Source organism: Pantoea sp. PNA 14-12 (assembly GCF_004364735.1).
In the GTDB taxonomy this organism is placed as follows: Bacteria; Pseudomonadota; Gammaproteobacteria; order Enterobacterales; family Enterobacteriaceae; genus Pantoea; species Pantoea stewartii.
In genome coordinates this window covers 213,933-234,515 of the sequence record NZ_SOAJ01000001.1, presented here as the reverse complement: position 1 = coordinate 234,515, position 20,583 = coordinate 213,933, and the positions used below count along the sequence as shown (strand labels likewise).

Sequence of the window (20,583 nt, the reverse complement as noted above, 5' to 3'; positions counted from 1 at the left end):
GGCGATTGCTCGCCCTCTCCTGTGTTGCGTTTTATTTACGTCGCCAGGTGGAACCCTGCGGGCCGTCTTCCACAATCACGCCCAGCGCATTGAGCTTATCGCGTGCCACATCCGCCTGCGCCCAGTCTTTCGCCGCACGCGCATCGGCGCGGGCTTTGACCCAGTGTTCGATTTCAGCCACTTCGTCGTCATTGCCTTGGGCACTGCTTTGCAAAAACACTTCCGGCTCCTGTTGCAGAATCCCCAATACATCGGCGATTTCACGCAGTTTTGCTGCCAGCGCACTGGCGGCCGTCATGTCTTCACCTTTCAGACGATTCACTTCACGCGCCATATCAAACAGCACCGAATAGGCTTCTGGCGTGTTGAAATCGTCGTTCATTGCTTCGCGGAAACGGGCTTCGAACGCCTCGCCACCGCTGGCCGCTACGGTGCGGTCAGTATGACGCAGCGCGGTGTAAAGGCGTTCCAGCGCGGCGCGTGCCTGGTTCAGGTTATCTTCACCATAATTTAGCTGGCTGCGATAGTGGCCCGACATCAGAAAGTAACGCACGGTTTCGGCATCATAATGCTGTAGCACATCGCGCACGGTGAAAAAGTTGTTCAGTGACTTCGACATCTTTTCACGGTCAATCATCACCATGCCGGAATGCATCCAGTAATTCACATACGGACCATCGTGGGCACAGGTCGACTGGGCGATTTCGTTTTCATGATGGGGAAACATCAGATCAGAACCGCCACCGTGAATATCAAAGTGCGCACCCAGCTGTTTGCAGTTCATCGCCGAACATTCAATGTGCCAGCCCGGACGACCGTTGCCCCACGGCGATGGCCATGAAGGTTCGTCCGCTTTGGACATTTTCCACAGCACGAAATCCATCGGGTTACGTTTCACGTCGGCAACCTCTACACGCGCACCTGCCTGTAGCTGCTCCAGATCCTGACGCGACAGTGCGCCATAATCAACATCGCTCAGGACATCAAACATGACATCGCCGTTATCCGCGACATAGGCGTGACCGCGGGCAATCAGCGTTTCCACCAGCGCAATGATGTCAGGAATATGGCGCGTGGCACGCGGCTCCACATCCGGCGGTAAAATCCCCAGCGCATCGAAGTCGCTGTGCATTTCGCCGATCATACGGTTGGTCAGCGTTTCGATGCTCTCGCCGTTCTCATTGGCTCTTTTGATGATTTTGTCATCAATGTCGGTAATGTTGCGCACATAATTGACGTCATAACCGACGTAGCGCAGATAGCGCGAAACCACGTCGAAGGCCACAAACGTGCGCCCGTGCCCAATGTGACAGAGGTCATACACCGTGATGCCGCAGACATACATGCCGATTTTGCCAGCATGAATAGGGGTGAATTCCTCTTTTTGTCGACTCAGGGTGTTGTAAATCTTCAGCATTGGGGGTTTCCGTAGTGAGGCGTGCGTAACGCACCGTTTTGAGTATCCTGTTATTGTGCCGTATTTTTATCTGTCACGCGACGCAAAGCAAGCCAACTGCGCTGCCTGGCTGACGTATTATCGGAAATTATGATATAAGAACGTTCGAGAAAAAGGCGTGTGCGCTTAAAAGCACACCCTATGCTACTGACGACAACCTTTACAGGACGAAAAAAATGGTAACTTTCCAGACTAACCATGGCGATATCGTGATCAAGACCTTCGATGACAAAGCGCCCGCAACCGTAAAGAACTTCCTGGATTACTGCCGTGAAGGTTTCTACGACAACACCATTTTCCACCGTGTGATTAACGGCTTTATGATTCAGGGCGGCGGTTTTGAGCCTGGCATGAAGCAGAAAGCCACCAAAGAAGAGATCCGTAACGAAGCCAACAACGGTCTGAAAAACACCAAAGGCACGCTGGCCATGGCCCGTACCTCTGCGCCGCACTCTGCGACCGCACAGTTCTTCATCAACGTGGCGGACAACGACTTCCTGAACTTCCGTGACGAAAGCCTGCAGGGCTGGGGTTACTGTGTATTTGCTGAAGTGGTTGAAGGGATGGACGTGGTAGAGAAAATCAAAGCGGTTTCAACTGGTCGCAGCGGTATGCATCAGGACGTACCGAAAGATGACGTCATCATTCAGAAAGTGACCGTTAGCGAGTAATGTCGCGCACGCTGTTTATCGCAGATCTCCATCTGTGTCAGGAAGAACCGGCGATTACCGCCGGTTTTCTGCATTTTTTGCAGCGCGAAGCGCCTCACTGCGACGCGCTTTATATTCTGGGCGATCTGTTCGAAGCCTGGATCGGTGATGACGATCCGAATCCGCTGCATCAACAGGTTGCCAGCGCCCTTCATGCCCTGCCCGTGCCGGTCTTTTTTATTCACGGCAACCGCGATTTTCTGATCGGCAAACGCTTTGCCCGCACCAGCGGCATGACCTTATTGCCCGAGGAGCAGGTTCTGACGCTTTATGGTCACCGACTTCTGATCATGCATGGCGATACGTTGTGCACCGACGATGCGGGTTATCTGCAGTTCCGGGCGAAAGTGCATAATCCCTGGATTCAACGTCTGTTCCTGACGCTGCCGCTGTTTATTCGTAAACGGATTGCGGCACGGATGCGCGCCAACAGTAAACAGGCCAACCAGCATAAGTCGCTGGAGATTATGGATGTCAATCAACAGGCCGTGGTCGATGCGATGGTACGTCAGCAGGTGCCTTTACTGATTCATGGTCATACGCACCGCCCCGCCATCCATGATGTGTCGCTGAACGGAGCCCCCGCACAGCGCGCGGTATTGGGTGCCTGGCACAGCCGGGGATCAATGATCCAACTGGATGCAAACGGCATCCAGCTCATCGACTTCGATTTTTAGTCGTCCGGTGACATCGCGTTGCACACCTGCGCTGAGGCCCGTCGAGCGGCGCAAGGTACCCGGGGACTGTGCGAACGGGCGGCAGGCCAGCATAGTGAAACGCGTTCACGCCCTGCCGCCTGCCTTCCCCGCCCTGCGGTGAGCTGAGTTGTCTCACTCAGGCCGTATTCATTCCTGATGCGATAAGCTTATCGTCTGACGTTAACCCGCCCGACGCAACCGTTTTCCTTCCGCCTTTCTCATGGTATTCTCTGTGCCCTTCAAAACCTGTCCGCCTGGTCAGGTGTGTTTTTATTCACAGGAGTTGACCGCATGTCGTCGAATGCCGCCCCGGTCCGCATCGCAGTTGTTATGGGTTCCAAAAGTGACTGGTCCACCATGCAGTTCGCTGCGGAAATCCTTACCAGCCTGGACGTGCCCTTCCATGTGGAAGTGGTGTCAGCGCACCGTACCCCGGATAAACTGTTTAGCTTTGCGGAAACCGCAGCGGACAACGGTTTTCAGGTGATTATTGCCGGTGCCGGTGGCGCGGCGCATTTGCCAGGGATGCTGGCTGCCAAGACCCTGCTGCCGGTACTCGGTGTGCCGGTACAGAGCGCCGCGCTGAGCGGCGTCGACAGCCTCTACTCGATTGTGCAAATGCCACGCGGCATTCCGGTCGGCACGCTGGCCATTGGCAAAGCGGGCGCCGCTAACGCAGCCCTGCTGGCGGCGCAGATTCTGGCGATTCATGACAGCGCGCTGGCGTCACGTCTGGCCGCCTGGCGTCAGTCACAGACCGATGAGGTACTGGACAATCCGGACCCGCGGGAGGAAGCATGAAGCCGGTTTGCGTACTGGGTAACGGACAGCTTGGCCGTATGTTACGTCAGGCGGGCGAGCCTATGGGCATTGCCGTGCATCCGGTTGGCCTGGATGCCGACCCCGCTACCCTGCCTATCGCCGGGAGCGTGATTACGGCTGAGATCGAACGCTGGCCCGAGACGGCACTGACGCGCGAACTCGCGAGCCACCCGGCCTTTGTGAATCGCGATATTTTCCCGCGGCTGGCCGACCGTCTGACGCAAAAACAGCTGCTGGATCAGCTCAGTCTGGCGACTGCCCCCTGGCAACTGCTGGCGGATAAAGGTGAATGGCCGCACGTTTTCAAAACATTGGGCGAACTGGCTATTGTTAAGCGCCGCACGGGCGGTTATGACGGTCGTGGTCAATGGCGGTTACGTGCCGGTGAAACCGATACGTTACCCGACGACTGTTATGGTGAATGCATTGTCGAACAAGGCATTAACTTCTCGGGGGAAGTGTCGCTGGTCGGCGCGCGCGGCCATGATGGCAGCACCGTATTTTATCCGCTGACACATAATCTGCATGAAGAAGGCATTCTGCGTACCAGCGTTGCGTTCCCGCAGGCAGATGCCGCGCAGCAACAGCAGGCTGAGGCGATGTTAAGCGCCATCCTGCACGAGCTGAACTATGTCGGCGTCATGGCCATGGAATGCTTTGTCACCCCGCAGGGATTGCTGATTAACGAACTGGCGCCTCGCGTTCACAACAGCGGGCACTGGACTCAGAACGGGGCCTCAATCAGTCAGTTTGAACTTCACCTGCGCGCTATTCTGGGTCTGGCTCTGCCACAGCCCGTGGTCATTGCGCCCTCAGTGATGGTTAACCTGATTGGCACAGCGTTAAATACTGACTGGCTCCAGCAGCCGCTGGTGCATTTGCACTGGTACGACAAAGCGGTGCGTGAAGGACGCAAAGTCGGTCACCTCAACCTGACCGACAGCGACCAGAGCCGTCTCGCTGCCGCCTTGCAGGCCTTGTTGCCGCTGTTACCTGCCGGGTATGCCAGCGGTATTCGCTGGGCAGCAGCCAAGCTGTAAATCTGTTCACGACCGGGCGCAGTATCATCGCGCCCGGTCGGTTTTACGTCGCGTCAAACGTCCTGAACAACGCATTGCCTTTCAACAAACGCACGCCCAGCCAGCCACCACAGAGCGACAGTAAGAGCGCGCCGCCCAGCGGTAAGGCCAGCCACAATGTCCAGTCGGGTTGCCACGGAAAATCAAAGATTTTACGCTGCAATGCCCAGAGTGCGGCCTCAGCACCGAGCGCCGCCGCAATGCCCGAGACGACGCCAATCAGCGCAAATTCACACCACAACGTAGTGCGCAGCAGACGTTTGCCCGCGCCCAGCGTGCGATAGACGACCAGCTCCTGTCGGCGCTGGCGCATCCCCACCTGAATCTGCGCCATGAGCAGCAATACACCGCAGGCCGTGACCAGCACCACCATGATTTCCAGTGCCTGGCTGACCTGGGTCAGAACCTGTCCAATCTGACGCAGGATACTGCCGATATCCAGCAGACTCAGCGTGGGAAATGTGCGGTTAAGCTGCGCCAGTAATGCGGCACGGTTGTCCAGACGGAAACTGGTCAGCCAGGTCAGCGGCTGGCTGTCCAGCGCGCCGGGGGGAAAAATAAAGAAGAAATTGGGGCGCAGGCTTTCCCAGTCCACTTTTCGCAGACTGGTGATTTTGGCGCTGAACCGCTGCGTATCGCCCTCAAAGGTCAAACTGTCGCCCGGTTTTACCCCCAGGCGATCGGCCAGCGCCACCTCCATGGACACTTCTCCGGCTTTCGGCGGCCAGCTCCCCGCGACAAGCGGATTATGATCGGGAAGCGTTGCCAGCGCAGTCAGATTCAGTTCGCGGTTCAGCGCGTTATCCCGTGCGGGATCGGCAGGCTGACCGTTAATCTCACTCAGGCGCATGCGCGCAATCGGGTAAAAGGTTTCAGGTTTAACCTGATGCGACTGCAGAAACTCACGCACCTGCGGAATCTGCTCCGCCGTGATGTTGAGCAGGAAAAAGTTCGGGCTGTCTGCGGGCAACTGCTGCTGCCAGCGATCCAGCAGATCACCCCGCATCACCAGCAGCAACGCCAGTAACATAAACGACAGGGAAAAGGCGGCAAGCTGACTCAGCGTCATAGCAGGCTGACGCAGTAAACGATTAATGGCAAGCCGCAGCGCCAGATTACGTACGGACAAACGACGCAGAAGCAGTAATGTGCCCCAGCCGAGCAGGGCCAGCAGCCCTGCCAGCACCATTACGCCCGCCAGCAGTGCCCAGAGCATTTTGCTGCCGCCGACCAGTACCGCCAGCAGCGCCACCACCAGTAAGCCCATCGCGGGCAGATAGATTTTCAGCGGCCAGACGGCGGCAACGGCATCGCGTCGCAACACGCGTAACGGCTGCGTCGCCAGCAGCAAGCGGTAAGGACGTAATCCCACCAGCAGGGAAATCATAAACAGCGAACCGATCGCCCACACCCACGGCCACAGGCTGGCCGCTGGCAGAGACGCCGGCAGCACCGGTTTCAACATCGCCATCAGGATGGCTTCAACCACCTGACCGACTGCGCCACCGGCCAGGGCGGCCAGCAGCAACACCGCCAGCCACTGACCGATGATCAATCGTTGTAACGCGCCGCGCGTGGCACCCAGCGTTTTCAGCACGGCCACCAGATCGTAGCGGCTGCGGCAGTAGTGACTCATGGCGACCGCCACCGCGGCAATGGCGAGCATCAGCGTTAACAGAGCAGATAACAGCAAAAACTGCTGGGCACGCTGCATGGAGCGGCCCAGCGCGTCTTCCGAATTTTCAATACTGATCCAGCGCTGCCCGATTTTAATCTGTGGCGTTATCCAGCGGTCATACGTGTCCAGTTGCTGAGGCTTGCCTGCGAATTTGTAGCGCCAGGTGAGGCGACTGCCGGGCTGGATGGCACCGGTTTTATCCGCGTCAGCCAGGTTAATCAGTAAACGCGGGGCCATCTCAAACGGATTAAAACCGCCATCTGGCTCCTGGATAATCTCACCCGTAATACGTAGCGTGGTATCGCCCACATCCAGTTCATCGCCGACGTGCAGATTAAGCAGTGCCATTAAACGCGGCGCGGCCAGCGCGGTACCGGGCTGGGGCTTCAGGCCTGGCGGCTGCGTTTTCAGCTCACCAAACATCGGATAAGTGTTTTCTACGGCTTTCACCGCAGCCAACTGCGGTGTCTGACCGGCAAAAGTCATGGTCATAAAGCTTAACTGTCGACTGACTGACAACCCCGTTTCGCGGGCTTTATCCAGCCATGCCGTCGGCGCAGCCGTGCTGCTGCGCAACGTGCGATCGCCTGCCATAAAATCCCGGCTCTGCTGGCTCAGCCCCTTTTCCATGCGATCGCTAATCGATCCCAGCGCCAGCACACAGGCGACAGCCAGCGTTAACGCCAGCCAGACGATCAATAATGAGGGCGAGCGCCACTCACGCCAGAACCACCGCCAGATCATTTTTCCTCCCATAATTTTCCCTCGCGCAGACGCAAACGGCGGTCACAACGCGCCGCCAGCTGCGCATCGTGGGTAACCAGAATTAACGTCGTGGCAAAATCGCGATTGAGGGAAAATAACAGGTCGGCAATGCGATCGCCGGTGTGGCGATCCAGATTGCCTGTGGGTTCATCGGCAAACAGCAGCCCCGGACGGCCGCTGAACGCCCGCGCCAGCGCAACGCGTTGTTGTTCGCCGCCGGATAACTGCGCAGGCAGATGCTGTAAACGCCCGGCCAGGCCTAACTGCGTCAGGAGATCGCGCGCCTGGTCGCGGCTCTGCCGATCGCTCTCACCGCGCAGCAGTGCAGGTAACTGGACGTTTTCCAGCGCGTTGAGCGTGGGCACCAGCATAAATGACTGGAACACGAACCCGACCTGCTTCGCGCGCAACGCGGCACGCTGTTCTTCGTTCATGTGATGTAACGGCTGCCCCAACAGATGCACTTCACCTTCGCTGCCGTCATCCAGCCCGGCCAGAATGCCCAGCAAGGTAGATTTACCGGATCCTGACTCGCCAATCAGGGCTATCGTTTCTGCTGGTTTGACAACTAACTCAACTCCGGTAAGGATGGTTAACTGATGCTCTCCCTGACCCACGGACTTAGTAAGATGATGAACTTCAAGAATGTTTTCCGCTGGCATTATCCTTTCCTGTTATTGTGCTGTCTGTTGGTGTCCCGTCTTGCTGCGGCCGATACGTTGCTGGTGCTGGGTGACAGCCTGAGCGCAGGCTATCAAATGTCAGCCAGTCAGGCCTGGCCCAGCCTGCTGAATAAACAGTGGCAGCAGCAGCCCAGCGTCGTGAATGCCAGTATCAGTGGCGATACCGCCGCACAAGGGCTGGCACGCTTACCTGCCCTATTAAAACAACATCAGCCGCAGTGGGTGTTAATCGAACTGGGCGGTAATGACGGTCTGCGCGGCTTTCCTCCCAAAGACGTGGCGCAAACGCTGGGCACCATCATCGATCAGGTGAAAGCCGCAAAGGCAAAACCGATTCTGATGCAGATACGTTTACCCGCGAACTATGGCCGCCGTTATACTGATGCCTTCCGCGATATTTATCCGCAACTGGCAAAACAGTACGACATTGCTTTAGTGCCCTTTTTTATGGAGCAGGTTTATTTGAAACCGGAATGGATGCAGCAGGATGGGATTCACCCCAATCCTGATGCCCAACCGTTTATCGCCGACCTGATGGCAAAAGAGCTGGCTCCCTTAGTTAAGCAGTAGTTGTGCAAAAAAGGTAACGCATGCAAAAAACCATTTTGATAACGGGCTGCTCCAGCGGGATTGGTCTGGTCGCCGCCAAAGATCTGCTGGCACGCGGCTATCACGTCATCGCAGCCTGTCGTAAAGCCGACGATGTCGCACGGATGGACAGCCTGGGATTCACAGGGCTGCAGCTGGATCTGGACGATCCTGACAGCGTTGATCGCGCTGCCGACAGGGTACTGGCGCTGACGCATGGCCGACTGTTTGCGCTTTTTAACAATGCGGGATTTGGTACCTATGGTCCCTTAAATACCCTGACGCGCCAGCAACTGGAAAAGCAGTTTTCCAGCAATGTGTTCGGCACTCATCAGCTCACCCTGCGCCTGCTCCCGGCCTTAAAGGCCTGGGGCAATGCCCGAATCATTAATACCAGCTCGGTGCTGGGCATTATTTCGACGCCGGGCCGCGGCGCTTATGCGGCCAGTAAATACGCGCTGGAAGCCTGGAGCGACGCGTTACGTATGGAACTGCATACCAGTGGCGTGCGTGTCAGTTTAATCGAACCGGGCCCCATTCATACCCGCTTCACGGATAATGTTACTCAGGGTGAGCAGGATAATCCGGTGCAAAATCCGGGCCTTGCGGCACGTTTTACATTACCACCTGAGGCCATTTTACCCAAACTGCGCCACGCACTGGAGAGCAACCATCCCCGCCTGCGTTATCCGGTGACGCTGGTCGCGCATATCATGAGCCTGTTGAAACGTCTGCTGCCTGGCTGGATACTGGATCGCATAATTCGCAGTCAGTGAGGCGAATCCGCGAATACAACTTGAAGCCGGGTCGGTCGGCCCCATATTCTTTAAACATTTTCTGCAAAGAGACTTAGTCATGTCACCACACGCTTCGATTATCGACATTAACGAATCCAACCTGCATCAGACCCTTGAGCAGTCAATGCAGATTCCGGTGCTGTTCTACTTTTGGTCGGATCGCAGCCAACACTGTCAGGAACTGACGCCACTGCTGGAACGCCTGGCGCAGGAATATGCAGGCCAGTTTATTCTTGCCAGACTGGATTGTGACAAGGAACAACGGGTTGCCTCACAGTTTGGGTTACGCTCCATTCCCACGGTTTACCTGTTCCAGAATGGCCAGCCCGTCGATGGCTTCCAGGGGCCGCAGCCAGAAGAGGCCGTGCGCGCCCTGCTGGAAAAAGTGCTGCCGCGCGAAGAAGAGCTAAAAGCCCAACAGGCGATGGCGCTGATGCAGGAAGGCAAACCGCTGGACGCGCTGCCGCTGCTGAAAGACGCCTGGCAGCTCAGTAATAAAGACAGCGAAATCGGCTTTCTGCTGGCAGAAGTGCTGATTACGTTAAATCGTAGCGACGAAGCTGAAACCGTATTAAAGGCCGTTCCCCTCCAGGATCAGGACACCCGTTATCAAAGCCTGGTCGCGCAGATCGACCTGCTGAAACAGGCCGCTGACACGCCAGAAATTCAGCAGTTGCAGTCGCAGCTGGAAAGTGATCCGGACAACGCCGAACTGGCAACCAAACTGTCGCTTCAGCTGCATCAGGTCGGACGCAATGAAGAAGCGCTGGAACTGCTCTTCAGCTTTATCAAGCGCGATTTGAATGCTGCAGATGGCCAGGCGCGTAAAATGTTGCAGGAGATTCTGGCTGCATTAGGCACCGGCGACGCCCTCGCTGCGCGCTACCGCCGCCAGCTTTACTCCCTGCTTTACTGAGATAAGCAGAAAACGGGCCGAACGACTTGGCCCGTCACGCTGACAACCCGGAGGTTATATGTTCACGGTTATTCCCGTTCTTATTCTGGTCGCACTGGTCATTGTCTGGTCCGGCGTGAAAATTGTGCCGCAAGGTTACCAGTGGACAGTTGAACGCTTTGGTCGTTATACCCGTACACTGCAGCCCGGCCTGAGTCTGGTCGTGCCTTTCATGGATCGTATCGGGCATAAGATCAACATGATGGAACGGGTGCTGGATATTCCCTCCCAGGAGATCATCTCCAAAGATAATGCGAACGTGACCATCGACGCCGTCTGTTTTGTTCAGGCTATCGATCCGGCACGGGCTGCCTATGAAGTCAGTAATCTTGAACTGGCTATCCTCAATCTCACTATGACCAATATGCGCACCGTGCTGGGCAGCATGGAACTTGACGAGATGCTGTCCCAGCGTGACAGCATTAATACGCGCCTGCTGCATATTCTGGATGAAGCCACCAATCCCTGGGGCGTAAAAATCACCCGTATCGAAATCCGCGATGTCCGGCCGCCGCAGGAGCTGATCGGTGCTATGAATGCGCAAATGAAGGCCGAACGTACCAAACGTGCCGATATTTTAACGGCGGAGGGCGTGCGTCAGGCAGAGATTTTGCGCGCGGAGGGAGAGAAACAGGCCCAGATTTTGAAAGCGGAAGGGGAAAGAACGTCAGCTTTCCTTCAGGCAGAAGCGCGTGAGCGCCAGGCCGAAGCGGAAGCCCGTGCGACAAAAATGGTGTCGGACGCCATTGCCTCAGGCAATATCCAGGCCGTGAACTACTTTGTGGCGCAGAAATATACCGACGCGCTGCAAAAAATTGGCGAATCCAGCAACAGTAAAGTGGTGATGATGCCGCTGGATGCCAGCAGCCTGATGGGCGCCGTTGGCGGTATCAGTGAGTTGTTAAAAGAAACCCGTAGCGAGTCAACGCGCTGATGCTCAGCGAAATTGTGGCGCATCCGCACGGATTCTGGCTGACGCTGGGTGGCTTACTGCTGGCGGCTGAGATGCTGGGTACCAGTGGTTATCTGCTCTGGAGCGGGCTGGCCGCCATGCTGGTTGGCCTTGTAGTCTGGTTTCTCCCCATGAACTGGGCCGCACAAGGGATGCTGTTTGCCCTGTTCACACTGGTCAGCGTATTTTTATGGTCTCGCTGGCTACGCTACCGCGAACGTCAGCAGCAGCCCAGTTCGCTGAACCAGCGCGGCAGCCAGATGATTGGTTTACACCTGACGCTGGAACAGACGCTGCAAAACGGTATCGGACATGTGCGCATCGGTGACAGCAGCTGGCGCGTTCAGGCCGAACACAATTTGCCTGCCGGAACCGAAGTGGTCATCGTGGCCGTTGAAGGCATCACGCTACGTATTCAGCCACGTTTGCCGTCAGCCTGACGGCAGCAACCTGCCAGGTCATTAATGATGGGGCAGTCTGCACTGTCGTTGCCCGGACAGGCTGCCGCCAGCGCCAGCAAACGTGCGCGCATGGCGTGCAACTCTTCAATATGCGCAGCAATCTCATCGGCTTTTTGCAGCGTACGTGCCTTCACATCGGCGCTGTGACGTTCAGGATCGTTAAACAGCGCAACCAGTTCGCGGCATTCATCCAGTGTAAAGCCAACCTGGCGCGCCTGGCGCAGCAGATTCAGCTCATCAAGATGATGCGTATTGTAATGCCGGTAACCATTATCCCCGCGCAACGGGGGCGTCACGACGCCCTTCTCCTCATAAAAACGAATAGCCTTGCTGGTCAGTCCGGTCTTTTTCGCTACGGCACTAATATTCATAATGGGTTCCCTGCCCTTCCCCTTAACAGTTAGCGGGATGATGAAAACAACGTTCGCACGCTGCTGGCTTAATGCTCAGTTTACCTGTTTAGCCTCTGCCTTATCACCCTGGTTTCACTTCACTATGTTGACCCGCTTTCCTGAGAAACTATAGCGCACATCACCCCGTTTCTGAGGTCTGAGCCTGCTCATCGTCAGGCTTCAGGGACCGCGCGTTGATTCCTGTTTCCCTTATGTTGCTTACGTTGGCAGCTCTTCCTCTGCCCCAGGCTGCCCGTGCACAAGCACGGCACTTAAATCAAATCCATAAAAAACAGCCATATAAATATTATCAATGCGTAAAAATCTTATAAAATGCCGCCCATTTGTAACTGTTAATCACATAAATTAAGGAGTGATTATGGCTTTAGTCAGCTGCCCGGAGTGTCATAAGGAAGTAAGTGATTCAGCATTACGTTGTCCGTCATGTGCCAAACAGCTCAGAAAACCACGCCGTTCGTTCTTTGGCAAAGTCATCAAATGGGCTTTCATCCTGTTCAACATTCTCATGATCTACTGCCTTGTTGCCGGATTAAGTGGAAGCGGCGAGGTGGTCAACAACGCGGCTTCTGATGCGGAAAGAGCGGGTGCTGCGATCGGTGCCGGTTTAGGTGTCATGGCTATTGGCGGCATTTGGGTGATTGGCGACATTATTCTGGGCATACTGGTCCTCTTCACAAGACCGAAGGGATGATGGACGTCACAGCGGTGTTGTAGAGTATTTTTGCGTTAAATGCGCCAGTGCGTCACCCCGCGATAACGCGTAAAAAACCCTGTATCGTGACCATCATTAACGATTAAGTCTGACAGTGAAGCGGACAGGCCCTGAAGGCGCCCTGCTGCGTAATTCCGGCTAAGGCTCGCCGCTCAGATAATCCGATTCGGGTTAGTTGTCACACAGCTCGTCTGACGCCGAAACGATGCATAAAAGCCCCGCGGATAACCCGGGGCTTTTGCTTTTCCACCCCCACCCGCGACACGGGCTGCACATTTTTTACCCACCCATTCTGGCATTCTGTGCCTTTTAACAGCCTGTATTTGACCTTCCCCTTGATGGAAGGTTTATCCTTAGTCACAGTCACTTCTGACTACTCACTCCGCCACACCAACCAAGGAGTCAACGATGTCAAATACGGTTATCCTGGCACTGGAAGGATTATCCTGCGGCCATTGCGTTAAACGCGTAAAAGAGGCGCTTGAGCAGCGCGACGATGTTGAACAGGCCGAGGTCACCCAACAGGAAGCCAGCATTTCTGGCAGCGCCGAGGTCACTTCGCTCATCGCCACTGTCGAACAGGCGGGCTATCATGCAACGCTGAAACCTGAAGGCGCGCGCCCAAAGCCTGAGCCGTTGACAGCATCAGAGCCGCCGCCGGAGGCGCTGACAACGGAGTCCTCTTCTCTGCCGGCAACCGAAGCATTGCCTGCTCACGTCCTGCTTATTGACGGCATGAGCTGTGCCAGTTGCGTCAGCCGGGTTGAAAAAGCCCTTGAACAGGTTGCCGGTGTACAGCAGGCACGCGTTAATCTTGCCGAGCGAAGCGCGCTGGTCATGGGCCATGTTGAGCCACAGCGGCTGGTCGCTGCCGTGGATGCGGCCGGTTACGGTGCGGAAGTGGTTGACGACGAGCAGCAACGGCGTGAAAAGCAGCAAATCAGCGCCCGACGCGCCCTGCGTCGCTTTAGATGGCAGGCGGGCGTCGCGCTGCTGCTGGGCGTGCCGCTGATGGTATGGGGCATGATGGGCGACAATATGATGCTCACTGCCGCGAACAGAACCACCTGGCTGGTCCTCGGGATGCTCACCCTGCTGGTAATGATCGGGGCGGGTGGCCATTTCTACCGCAGCGCCTGGCGCAGTCTCCTTAACCGCAGCGCCACCATGGATACGCTGGTGGCGCTGGGAACGGCGGCCGCCTGGAGTTACTCCTTCAGCGTGGTCGTCTGGCCTGACTTTTTCCCGCCGCAGGCGCGTCATCTCTATTTTGAAGCCAGCGTGATGATTCTGGGCCTGATCAATCTGGGCCATGCGCTTGAACAACGCGCGCGCCAGCGTGCCTCACGCGCCCTGGAGCGGCTGCTGGATCTTACGCCCGCACAGGCCAATGTCATCACGGAACAAGGTGAGACGCTTATGCCCGTCAGCGCGGTAGAGCCCGGTATGATCCTGCGACTGGTCGCAGGCGATCGTATCCCCGTAGACGGCGAGGTACAGTCAGGCGAAGCCTGGTGTGACGAAGCAATGCTGACTGGCGAAGCGGTTCCCCAATCCAAAACACAGGGCGATCGCCTGTTTGCCGGTACGCTGGTGCAGGACGGGACCGTTCGCTTTATTGCGCAGGCGACTGGCGGCAATACCGCGCTGGCACGAATTATTCAGCTGGTACGTAAAGCGCAGAGCAGCAAACCTGAGGTTGGCCGTCTGGCGGATCGTATCTCTGCGGTCTTCGTACCGGTGGTCGTGGTTATTGCCTTGCTGAGTGCGCTGATTTGGTACCTGGTGGGTCCACAGCCCCAACTGGCCTATGCGCTGGTTGTGGCCACCACCGTCATGATCATCGCCTGTCCCTGTGCGCTGGGTCTGGCAACACCGATGTCGATTATCGCGGGCACCGGACGCGCTGCTGAATACGGTGTGCTGGTGCGGGATGCCGATGCATTGCAACGCGCAAGTCATATCGACACGCTGGTGTTTGATAAAACGGGCACGCTTACCCAAGGTGCCCCGCAGGTCACCGAGGTTATCACCTGGCAGGGCAGCACCCGCGATGCCGTGCTCTCTGCCGCTGCGGCACTGGAACAGGCGTCAGGGCATCCACTGGCGAAAGCTATCGTGGCAGAGGCCGGCGCTGGCGAGAAGCCTGAGATTTCGCAATTTCGTACAATACGCGGCAAAGGGGTGAGTGGCATTCTTAACGGCAGACAACTTGTCCTGGGTAATGTCAGCCTGTTAAGCGAGCACGGTGTGGATTGCCAGGCGGCACAGGAAGAAACGGAGAGACTAACCCGCCAGGGCGCAACGCCGGTTTTACTGGCTGAAGACGGGAAGCTTACTGGCCTGATTAGCCTGCGTGATACTCTGCGGCCGGAGGCGGGTGAAGCGCTGCAACGGCTGCATCAGGCAGGTTACCGGTTGATTATGCTGACCGGGGACCATGAGAATACCGCCCGCGCTATTGCTGATGACGTGGGCATGGATGAAGTGATTGCGGGTGTTTTGCCGGAAGGTAAAGCCGATGCGATCAGCCAGTTGCAGCAGCAAGGCCGTCAGGTCGCCATGATCGGCGATGGGATTAATGATGCACCCGCGCTGGCCCAGGCGGATGTCGGCATAGCCATGGGCGGCGGCAGTGATGTGGCGGTGGAAAGCGCATCGATAACGTTGCTACGTGACGACCTGCATGGCGTGGCAGATGCCTTAGCGATTGCATCCGCCACACTCAGGAATATCCGTCAGAACCTGTTTGGTGCCTTTATCTACAACATTATCGGTATTCCGCTGGCTGCGGGCGTGCTCTATCCCTTCACGGGGTTGTTACTCAGCCCGATTGTTGCCGGCGCGGCGATGGCACTCTCATCGATTACCGTCGTCAGCAATGCTAACCGGCTACTGCGCTTCACACCGCGCAAGAAGCCTTAACGGCCGCCTCTGTTTTTCGCCGCCGGATCCCGCTAGCATGGTGTCTTTAACACAGTAAGGACAGGGAATGACTGCGAGCCTTTGGCAACGTTTGCGTAACTGGATGGCGCCCCTTTTTCCCACCAGCTACCGGTGGCCGGCCGTCGATATCCGGTCGGGAGCATGCCAGTTTCATCTGGTGGGAAGCATTCATATGGGCACGCGCGATATGCAGCCTCTGCCAGTGCGGCTGCTACAACAGTTGCAAAATGCCGATGCCCTGGTAGTGGAAGCGGATATTACTCAGGGCGGTTCGCCATTTGATGACACCGAAGTATGCCCGCCGCTGTCGGTGCGTATGGATGAAGGCACGCTGGCGAAGCTGGACGCGTTATGCAATGAGACCGGTTTGTCCCTGACGCAGTTTGATACGTCACCAGCCTGGCAAATTGCGTTGATGCTGCAGGCCCGTCAGGCCCAGCGGCTGGGATTGCGCCCGGATTACGGCATTGATTATCAGTTGCTTCAGGCGGCACGTTCACTGCAAAAACCCGTGATTGAGCTGGAGGGCGCAGACGCGCAAATCACCCTGTTAAAGTCGCTGCCCGATAACGGTATGGCGCTGCTGCAGGATACGCTGACGCACTGGCACACCAACGCGCGCATGTTGCAGACGATGGTGAGCTGGTGGCTGGAAAGCCCGCCCCGCGAACCGCAAATCGCCTTACCGGCGACGTTCAGTCAGACGCTCAATGACACGCTGATTAGCCAGCGCAACCGTGAGTGGCGCGGGCGATTACAAACGTTGCCCGCGGGACGTTATGTGGTGGCCGTCGGCGCACTGCATTTATATGGCGAGAACAATCTGCCAGCCCTGCTACGAGCGGAGTAATCAGGGATAAAAAAAAGAGAGCCGACAGTCATATCGGCTCTTCAAAGAGGAATGTGTTAATGATTTTAGTTATCGCTCAACAACCCAGTTGCTGGCGCGTGGCAATTCTCGCCTAAAGCACATTATTTCGCCACATTTATCCTTCAATAAAACGTAATAAGATTTTTCTGAATCAGAGGCCATTATGACGCCTGCGGTAAAACTGTTGGAAAAACAAAAAGTCAGCTTCACACTGCACCCTTATGAGCATGACGCAAGCGAAACGCATTTTGGCGATGAAGCGGTGCGTAAGCTTAATCTGGACGCCCGCCAGGTCTATAAAACGTTGCTTGTGGCGCTGAACGGTGATGCAAAGCAGCTGGCCGTGGCGGTGACGCCCGTGGCAACGCAGCTTGATCTTAAAAAGGTGGCTAAGGCTCTCGGGGCAAAAAAAGCGGAGATGGCCGATCCCCTGCTGGCGCAGCGGATTACGGGTTATCTGATCGGCGGCATCAGTCCGCTGGGGCAAAAAAAGCGTCTGCCGACGGTGATTGACCACTCAGCCAACGACTTTGCCACGCTGTTCATTTCTGGCGGTAAACGCGGACTGGATATTGAACTCAGCCCGCAGGATTTGTCCCGTCTTCTGGATGCCCCGCTGGCAGACATTGCCCGACGCGATTAAGCCGGTTGCAGAGCACAGAGTTCATCAATCATCCAGCGCCCGGCCGGGCCGGGCGGATGGCGGCGCGACCAGACCACTTCTACGGCGATGCGCTGCGGCCACCCGGCGACAGGCAATTCCTTTAAGACACCATGTCCAAACTGTTTCACCAGCCAGCGCGGCAAAATGCTCCAGCCAAAGCCCTGTTCCGCCATCTCAAGCAGCACATAATATGTCTGAGCAGACCAGGCCCTGCCCTGAAAAGTGGGGGCGCGGCGTTCGGTCCAGGTATTGAGACGAAGGTGACGAAGGGGTTCAAGCTGGCTTTCATTCACCGTCGCTTCCTGCGCCAGAGGATGATCCCGGTGCAGGTAAATCCCTAACTCAGCATCGACCTGCAGGCGGGCGACCGCGATGTCAGCCGGGAGCGTCGGCTGGGCACGAATCACGCCGATCTGCGCGCGCCCGGTTTGCAACAGTTCGACGACATCGTCATCTTCTGCGGCAATGCCTTCCAGCTCCACCTCCGGATAGCGCCTGTCAAATTGCCTGAGCAGGCGCTGATGGTAGTGCGTTTGCCAGAAGTCAGATACCGCCACGCTGAGCCGTGGTTCGATTCCCTCGGACAGGCGCGTTGCCAGCGCATCCAGTCGCTCACTGGCGGCAAGAATCTGCTGAACCTGCGGTAAGACGCGTCGCCCTTGTTCGGTCAGTTGCGGCTGACGACCGCGCCGGTCAAATAAGGCAAAACCCAGATCGTCTTCCAGGTTAACCACAGCCACGCTGATGGTGGACTGGCTTTTGTTTAAGGCGCGCGCGGCGGCAGAAAACGAGCCACTGGCTACCGTTTGCACAAAGGCTTCCAGGGATTCAGGAGAGTAACGCATGTGAACCATCGCTTTTATCGATAGATGATCATTTTATCTTAGCATGATGCCATGGGAAAATAGGCACCTGAACTAAGGAGACTGACATGCAAACCCGTTCACTCACCGAGCGCATCTTACATGCCAGCCTGTTTGAAGGTCTGGCCATCCTCACCATTGCCCCGCTGGCAGCCTGGATGATGGATAAACCGCTGTTTCAGATGGGCGCACTGGCCATCATGTTGTCCACGGTCGCGATGCTCTGGAATATGATGTACAACAGCGTGTTTGATCGCTGGTATCCGCCTCGTCAGAAACGCAGTGCATGGGTTCGTGTGCTGCATGCTCTGGGATTTGAGGGCGGCTTTATCCTGATAGGGCTTCCGCTGGCCGCCTGGATGCTGGAGATTTCGTTATGGCAGGCCTTTATGATCGAAGTGGCGTTTTTTCTGTTCTTTCTGCCCTACACCTTCGTCTATAACCTGGTGTGGGATAAACTGCGGTTGCACTGGTTCAACCGTAAGGCCTGACGCGCCTGACAAGGCACCGGGGAGACGAAGCGCCTCCCCGGTGATTTAACGCGGTGCTGCACGTTCCCCGTTCCAGTGTTGTATCCATGCCAAAATCATTTTGGGATAACGACGCGCGGGCACCGTTTCTTTCGCGTCTTTCAATGTATCCTGGGCCGTTGCCGTCTGGTAAATCACCTTATCGCGAGGCACGTAGTCGCTGGCATTCAGCGGCGAATGTTTACTGACCCAGTCACGCAGCACCACGGCGTCAACGTTGCCACTGTTGACATAACCCGGATGTGAATCAATACGGGGATAGCCATCGCCGCCCGCCGCATTGAAGCTGTTAGTCGCCATCCGATAAGTTTTGGTGTCATCCAGCGGCTGTCCGTTGATCGTGACTTTACTCACGCCGCTGCCATTCGCGGTCAGACTGACATTTGCAAACTGGGCATAACCGCCTGAACCCGGTTCGATATTCGCCACCACCGCCAGATAGCGTTTAATTTCCGCCCCACTCAGCGTGACGGAAACGACCTGATTGGCAAAGGGTTGGACCTGGAGCAAATCGCGCCACGCTACGGGCCCTGGTTTGAGCGAGGCCCGAATTCCGCCGCCGCTCATCACGGCGAAGTCGGCCTGGGTCGCGGCCATCTGCGCCCGCAGGATGAGCTGCCCGAGGCTGCTTTGCTGAACGCGCACGGTTTCTTTTTCGCCGGAAAACACCCCGTTGACGCGCCCGACATTCACCTGCAACGTCGCTTCAGCGCGTTTTTGAAACGGCGTCAGTAATTTCATCATAGCCGTGTTTTTGGGGATCTCTTCCTGCCAGGTCAGCCAGGATTCGCTGCCATCGAGATTTTTGATTTTATGTTTGAGGTTAACCGGGATGAGCTGATACGACGCCAGGGTAACCTCGCCATTGCGGTAGGTAAAATCGCCACGTCCGACATATTTTCCCCACTTTTCCGCCTGCATAATCCAGACGCCATTTTGCCGGTCAGGCTGACAGGGCTGACCCGGCTGGTAATCTTTGCGGCTCACATTCTCTTTTTCCATACAGACCGCGTCATGCGAATGCCCCCCTACGATCATATTGAGGGTGCCCGCAGGCAACCTGCGCGCCAGCGTCACATCATCAATCCCGTTACTGCCGTGTTTGCCGTCGTCATAATGACCAAGATGGGTCAGCGCCACGATCACATCCGGTTTTTCTTTGGCGCGTAGTTCAGACACAACCTTTACGGCTTCGGCTACCGGGTCACGGAATTCGATATCCGTTAACTGTTCAGGGTTGGTCAGGCGGGCGGTATCCGGCGTGATTAACCCGATAACCGCAATCTTCAGCCCCATGCGCCGGAACATCGCCCAGGGCTTAAACAGACGTTTACCTGTGCTTTTTTGATAAACATTCGCGGCCAGAAAAGGAAATTTGGCCCATTTTTCCTGTTTCCGCAGCACGGCGAGGGGTTTATCGAATTCATGGTTGCCCAGCGTCATGGCATCGTAACCAATCAGGTTCATGCCACGAATATCAGGTTCGGCATCCAGGGCATCCGATTCCGGCACGCCAGTGTTGACATCTCCGGCCGACAAAATCAGTGCACCACCGCCTTTGGCCTGAATATCGTAGCGTACGGTATCTATTAATGTTTTTTGTGCCGCCAGACCGTACTCGCCCTGCTCATCAGACCAGAAATGGCCGTGCAGATCGTTGGTGTGCAAAATGCTGAAACGGTAACTCCGGTCAGGCACGGCGGCCTGAGTAAACAGTGATGAGAGCAACATCGCTCCGGTCAGACCCGCACCCGCCCATCGAGATAACACCACAGCCTCTCTCCTTTGAATAATGATTCTTGCCGATCGTCAGCGCCCTTCTGTGTCGCACATTCCCTGTGTTAACTCAAGTTTATCGCGCGTCGTCTGGTCATTATCGCAGGTTGTTCAGCGCAGGACAGGGTCTGATTTTGTCATCACTGTTATGCATGAAGGCGCAA

20 protein-coding genes are annotated in these 20,583 nt (G+C 56.4%); 14 read left to right on the top strand and 6 right to left on the bottom strand.

What is annotated here, in order from left to right; all coding sequences use genetic code 11:
* Window positions 1-31: 31 nt before the first annotated feature.
* A complete protein-coding gene (gene cysS / locus C7434_RS01170; RefSeq protein WP_033738730.1) occupies window positions 32-1,417 on the bottom strand; it encodes a cysteine--tRNA ligase in 1,386 nt (461 codons plus the stop codon).
* Window positions 1,418-1,632: 215 nt separating this feature from the next.
* Here cysS and ppiB point away from each other — a divergent pair, with 215 nt between their 5' ends.
* The 4 genes from ppiB (at window position 1,633) to purK (ending at window position 4,726) form a co-directional block, all read left to right on the top strand.
* Entirely contained in the window at window positions 1,633-2,127 is a 495-nt protein-coding gene (ppiB, locus tag C7434_RS01165; protein WP_006117856.1) for a peptidylprolyl isomerase B, read from the top strand.
* Window positions 2,127-2,843, top strand: a complete 717-nt coding sequence (lpxH, locus tag C7434_RS01160) for a UDP-2,3-diacylglucosamine diphosphatase (RefSeq protein ID WP_033738726.1) — start codon at window positions 2,127-2,129, stop codon at window positions 2,841-2,843. The genes ppiB and lpxH overlap by 1 nt, the downstream gene beginning before the upstream one ends.
* A gap of 312 nt (window positions 2,844-3,155) precedes the next feature.
* Window positions 3,156-3,665: a 5-(carboxyamino)imidazole ribonucleotide mutase gene (gene purE, locus C7434_RS01155; RefSeq protein ID WP_133745065.1), complete on the top strand. Its 510-nt coding sequence runs from the start codon at window positions 3,156-3,158 to the stop codon at window positions 3,663-3,665.
* Entirely contained in the window at window positions 3,662-4,726 is a 1,065-nt protein-coding gene (gene purK / locus C7434_RS01150) for a 5-(carboxyamino)imidazole ribonucleotide synthase (protein WP_006117859.1), read from the top strand. The genes purE and purK overlap by 4 nt, the downstream gene beginning before the upstream one ends.
* Before the next feature lie 43 nt (window positions 4,727-4,769).
* Here the strand turns inward: purK and ybbP are convergent, their stop codons facing one another.
* Both ybbP and ybbA read right to left on the bottom strand, forming a co-directional pair.
* Window positions 4,770-7,187, bottom strand: a complete 2,418-nt coding sequence (gene ybbP, locus C7434_RS01145) for a putative ABC transporter permease subunit YbbP (protein WP_133745300.1) — start codon at window positions 7,185-7,187, stop codon at window positions 4,770-4,772.
* Window positions 7,184-7,870, bottom strand: coding sequence for a putative ABC transporter ATP-binding protein YbbA (gene ybbA / locus C7434_RS01140; protein WP_058701138.1), 687 nt, complete (start codon window positions 7,868-7,870; stop codon window positions 7,184-7,186). Before ybbA ends, ybbP begins: the two co-directional genes overlap by 4 nt.
* Between ybbA and tesA the strand changes: the two genes are divergently transcribed.
* The 5 genes from tesA (at window position 7,838) to C7434_RS01115 (ending at window position 11,623) form a co-directional block, all read left to right on the top strand.
* Window positions 7,838-8,461, top strand: a complete 624-nt coding sequence (tesA, locus tag C7434_RS01135; protein WP_174250603.1) for a multifunctional acyl-CoA thioesterase I/protease I/lysophospholipase L1 — start codon at window positions 7,838-7,840, stop codon at window positions 8,459-8,461. The two genes, ybbA and tesA, sit on opposite strands and share 33 nt — an antisense overlap.
* 20 nt (window positions 8,462-8,481) lie before the next feature.
* Window positions 8,482-9,255: an SDR family oxidoreductase gene (locus C7434_RS01130; protein ID WP_033738720.1), complete on the top strand. Its 774-nt coding sequence runs from the start codon at window positions 8,482-8,484 to the stop codon at window positions 9,253-9,255.
* A 79-nt stretch (window positions 9,256-9,334) separates the two neighbouring features.
* Window positions 9,335-10,192, top strand: a complete 858-nt coding sequence (locus C7434_RS01125; RefSeq protein WP_006117864.1) for a co-chaperone YbbN — start codon at window positions 9,335-9,337, stop codon at window positions 10,190-10,192.
* A gap of 58 nt (window positions 10,193-10,250) precedes the next feature.
* Complete coding sequence (locus C7434_RS01120; RefSeq protein WP_006117865.1) at window positions 10,251-11,165, top strand: SPFH domain-containing protein; 915 nt, start codon at window positions 10,251-10,253, stop codon at window positions 11,163-11,165.
* On the top strand, window positions 11,165-11,623 hold the full coding sequence (locus C7434_RS01115) for an NfeD family protein (RefSeq protein WP_033738715.1): 459 nt from the start codon (window positions 11,165-11,167) through the stop codon (window positions 11,621-11,623). Before C7434_RS01120 ends, C7434_RS01115 begins: the two co-directional genes overlap by 1 nt.
* Here C7434_RS01115 and cueR read toward each other — a convergent pair.
* Entirely contained in the window at window positions 11,599-12,015 is a 417-nt protein-coding gene (cueR, locus tag C7434_RS01110) for a Cu(I)-responsive transcriptional regulator (RefSeq protein WP_006117867.1), read from the bottom strand. The genes C7434_RS01115 and cueR overlap by 25 nt on opposite strands.
* Before the next feature lie 400 nt (window positions 12,016-12,415).
* Between cueR and C7434_RS01105 the strand changes: the two genes are divergently transcribed.
* From C7434_RS01105 to ybaK, 4 genes are all read left to right on the top strand, one after another.
* Entirely contained in the window at window positions 12,416-12,748 is a 333-nt protein-coding gene (locus C7434_RS01105) for a seryl-tRNA synthetase class IIa (protein WP_033738713.1), read from the top strand.
* 429 nt (window positions 12,749-13,177) lie between these two features.
* Complete coding sequence (gene copA, locus C7434_RS01100) at window positions 13,178-15,694, top strand: copper-exporting P-type ATPase CopA (RefSeq protein ID WP_133745064.1); 2,517 nt, start codon at window positions 13,178-13,180, stop codon at window positions 15,692-15,694.
* A gap of 67 nt (window positions 15,695-15,761) precedes the next feature.
* A complete protein-coding gene (locus tag C7434_RS01095; RefSeq protein WP_006117911.1) occupies window positions 15,762-16,565 on the top strand; it encodes a TraB/GumN family protein in 804 nt (267 codons plus the stop codon).
* Between the two features lie 184 nt (window positions 16,566-16,749).
* On the top strand, window positions 16,750-17,229 hold the full coding sequence (gene ybaK, locus C7434_RS01090) for a Cys-tRNA(Pro)/Cys-tRNA(Cys) deacylase YbaK (protein ID WP_006117912.1): 480 nt from the start codon (window positions 16,750-16,752) through the stop codon (window positions 17,227-17,229).
* Here the strand turns inward: ybaK and C7434_RS01085 are convergent.
* A complete protein-coding gene (locus C7434_RS01085; protein ID WP_033738707.1) occupies window positions 17,226-18,095 on the bottom strand; it encodes a LysR family transcriptional regulator in 870 nt (289 codons plus the stop codon). The two genes, ybaK and C7434_RS01085, sit on opposite strands and share 4 nt — an antisense overlap.
* Window positions 18,096-18,181: 86 nt before the next feature.
* On the opposite strand from C7434_RS01085, the gene C7434_RS01080 reads away from it, so the two are divergent.
* A complete protein-coding gene (locus tag C7434_RS01080; RefSeq protein WP_133745063.1) occupies window positions 18,182-18,604 on the top strand; it encodes a multidrug/biocide efflux PACE transporter in 423 nt (140 codons plus the stop codon).
* Window positions 18,605-18,649: 45 nt separating this feature from the next.
* On the opposite strand, the gene ushA is transcribed toward C7434_RS01080, so the two are convergent.
* Window positions 18,650-20,416, bottom strand: a complete 1,767-nt coding sequence (ushA, locus tag C7434_RS01075; protein ID WP_133745062.1) for a bifunctional UDP-sugar hydrolase/5'-nucleotidase UshA — start codon at window positions 20,414-20,416, stop codon at window positions 18,650-18,652.
* Window positions 20,417-20,583: the final 167 nt, after the last annotated feature.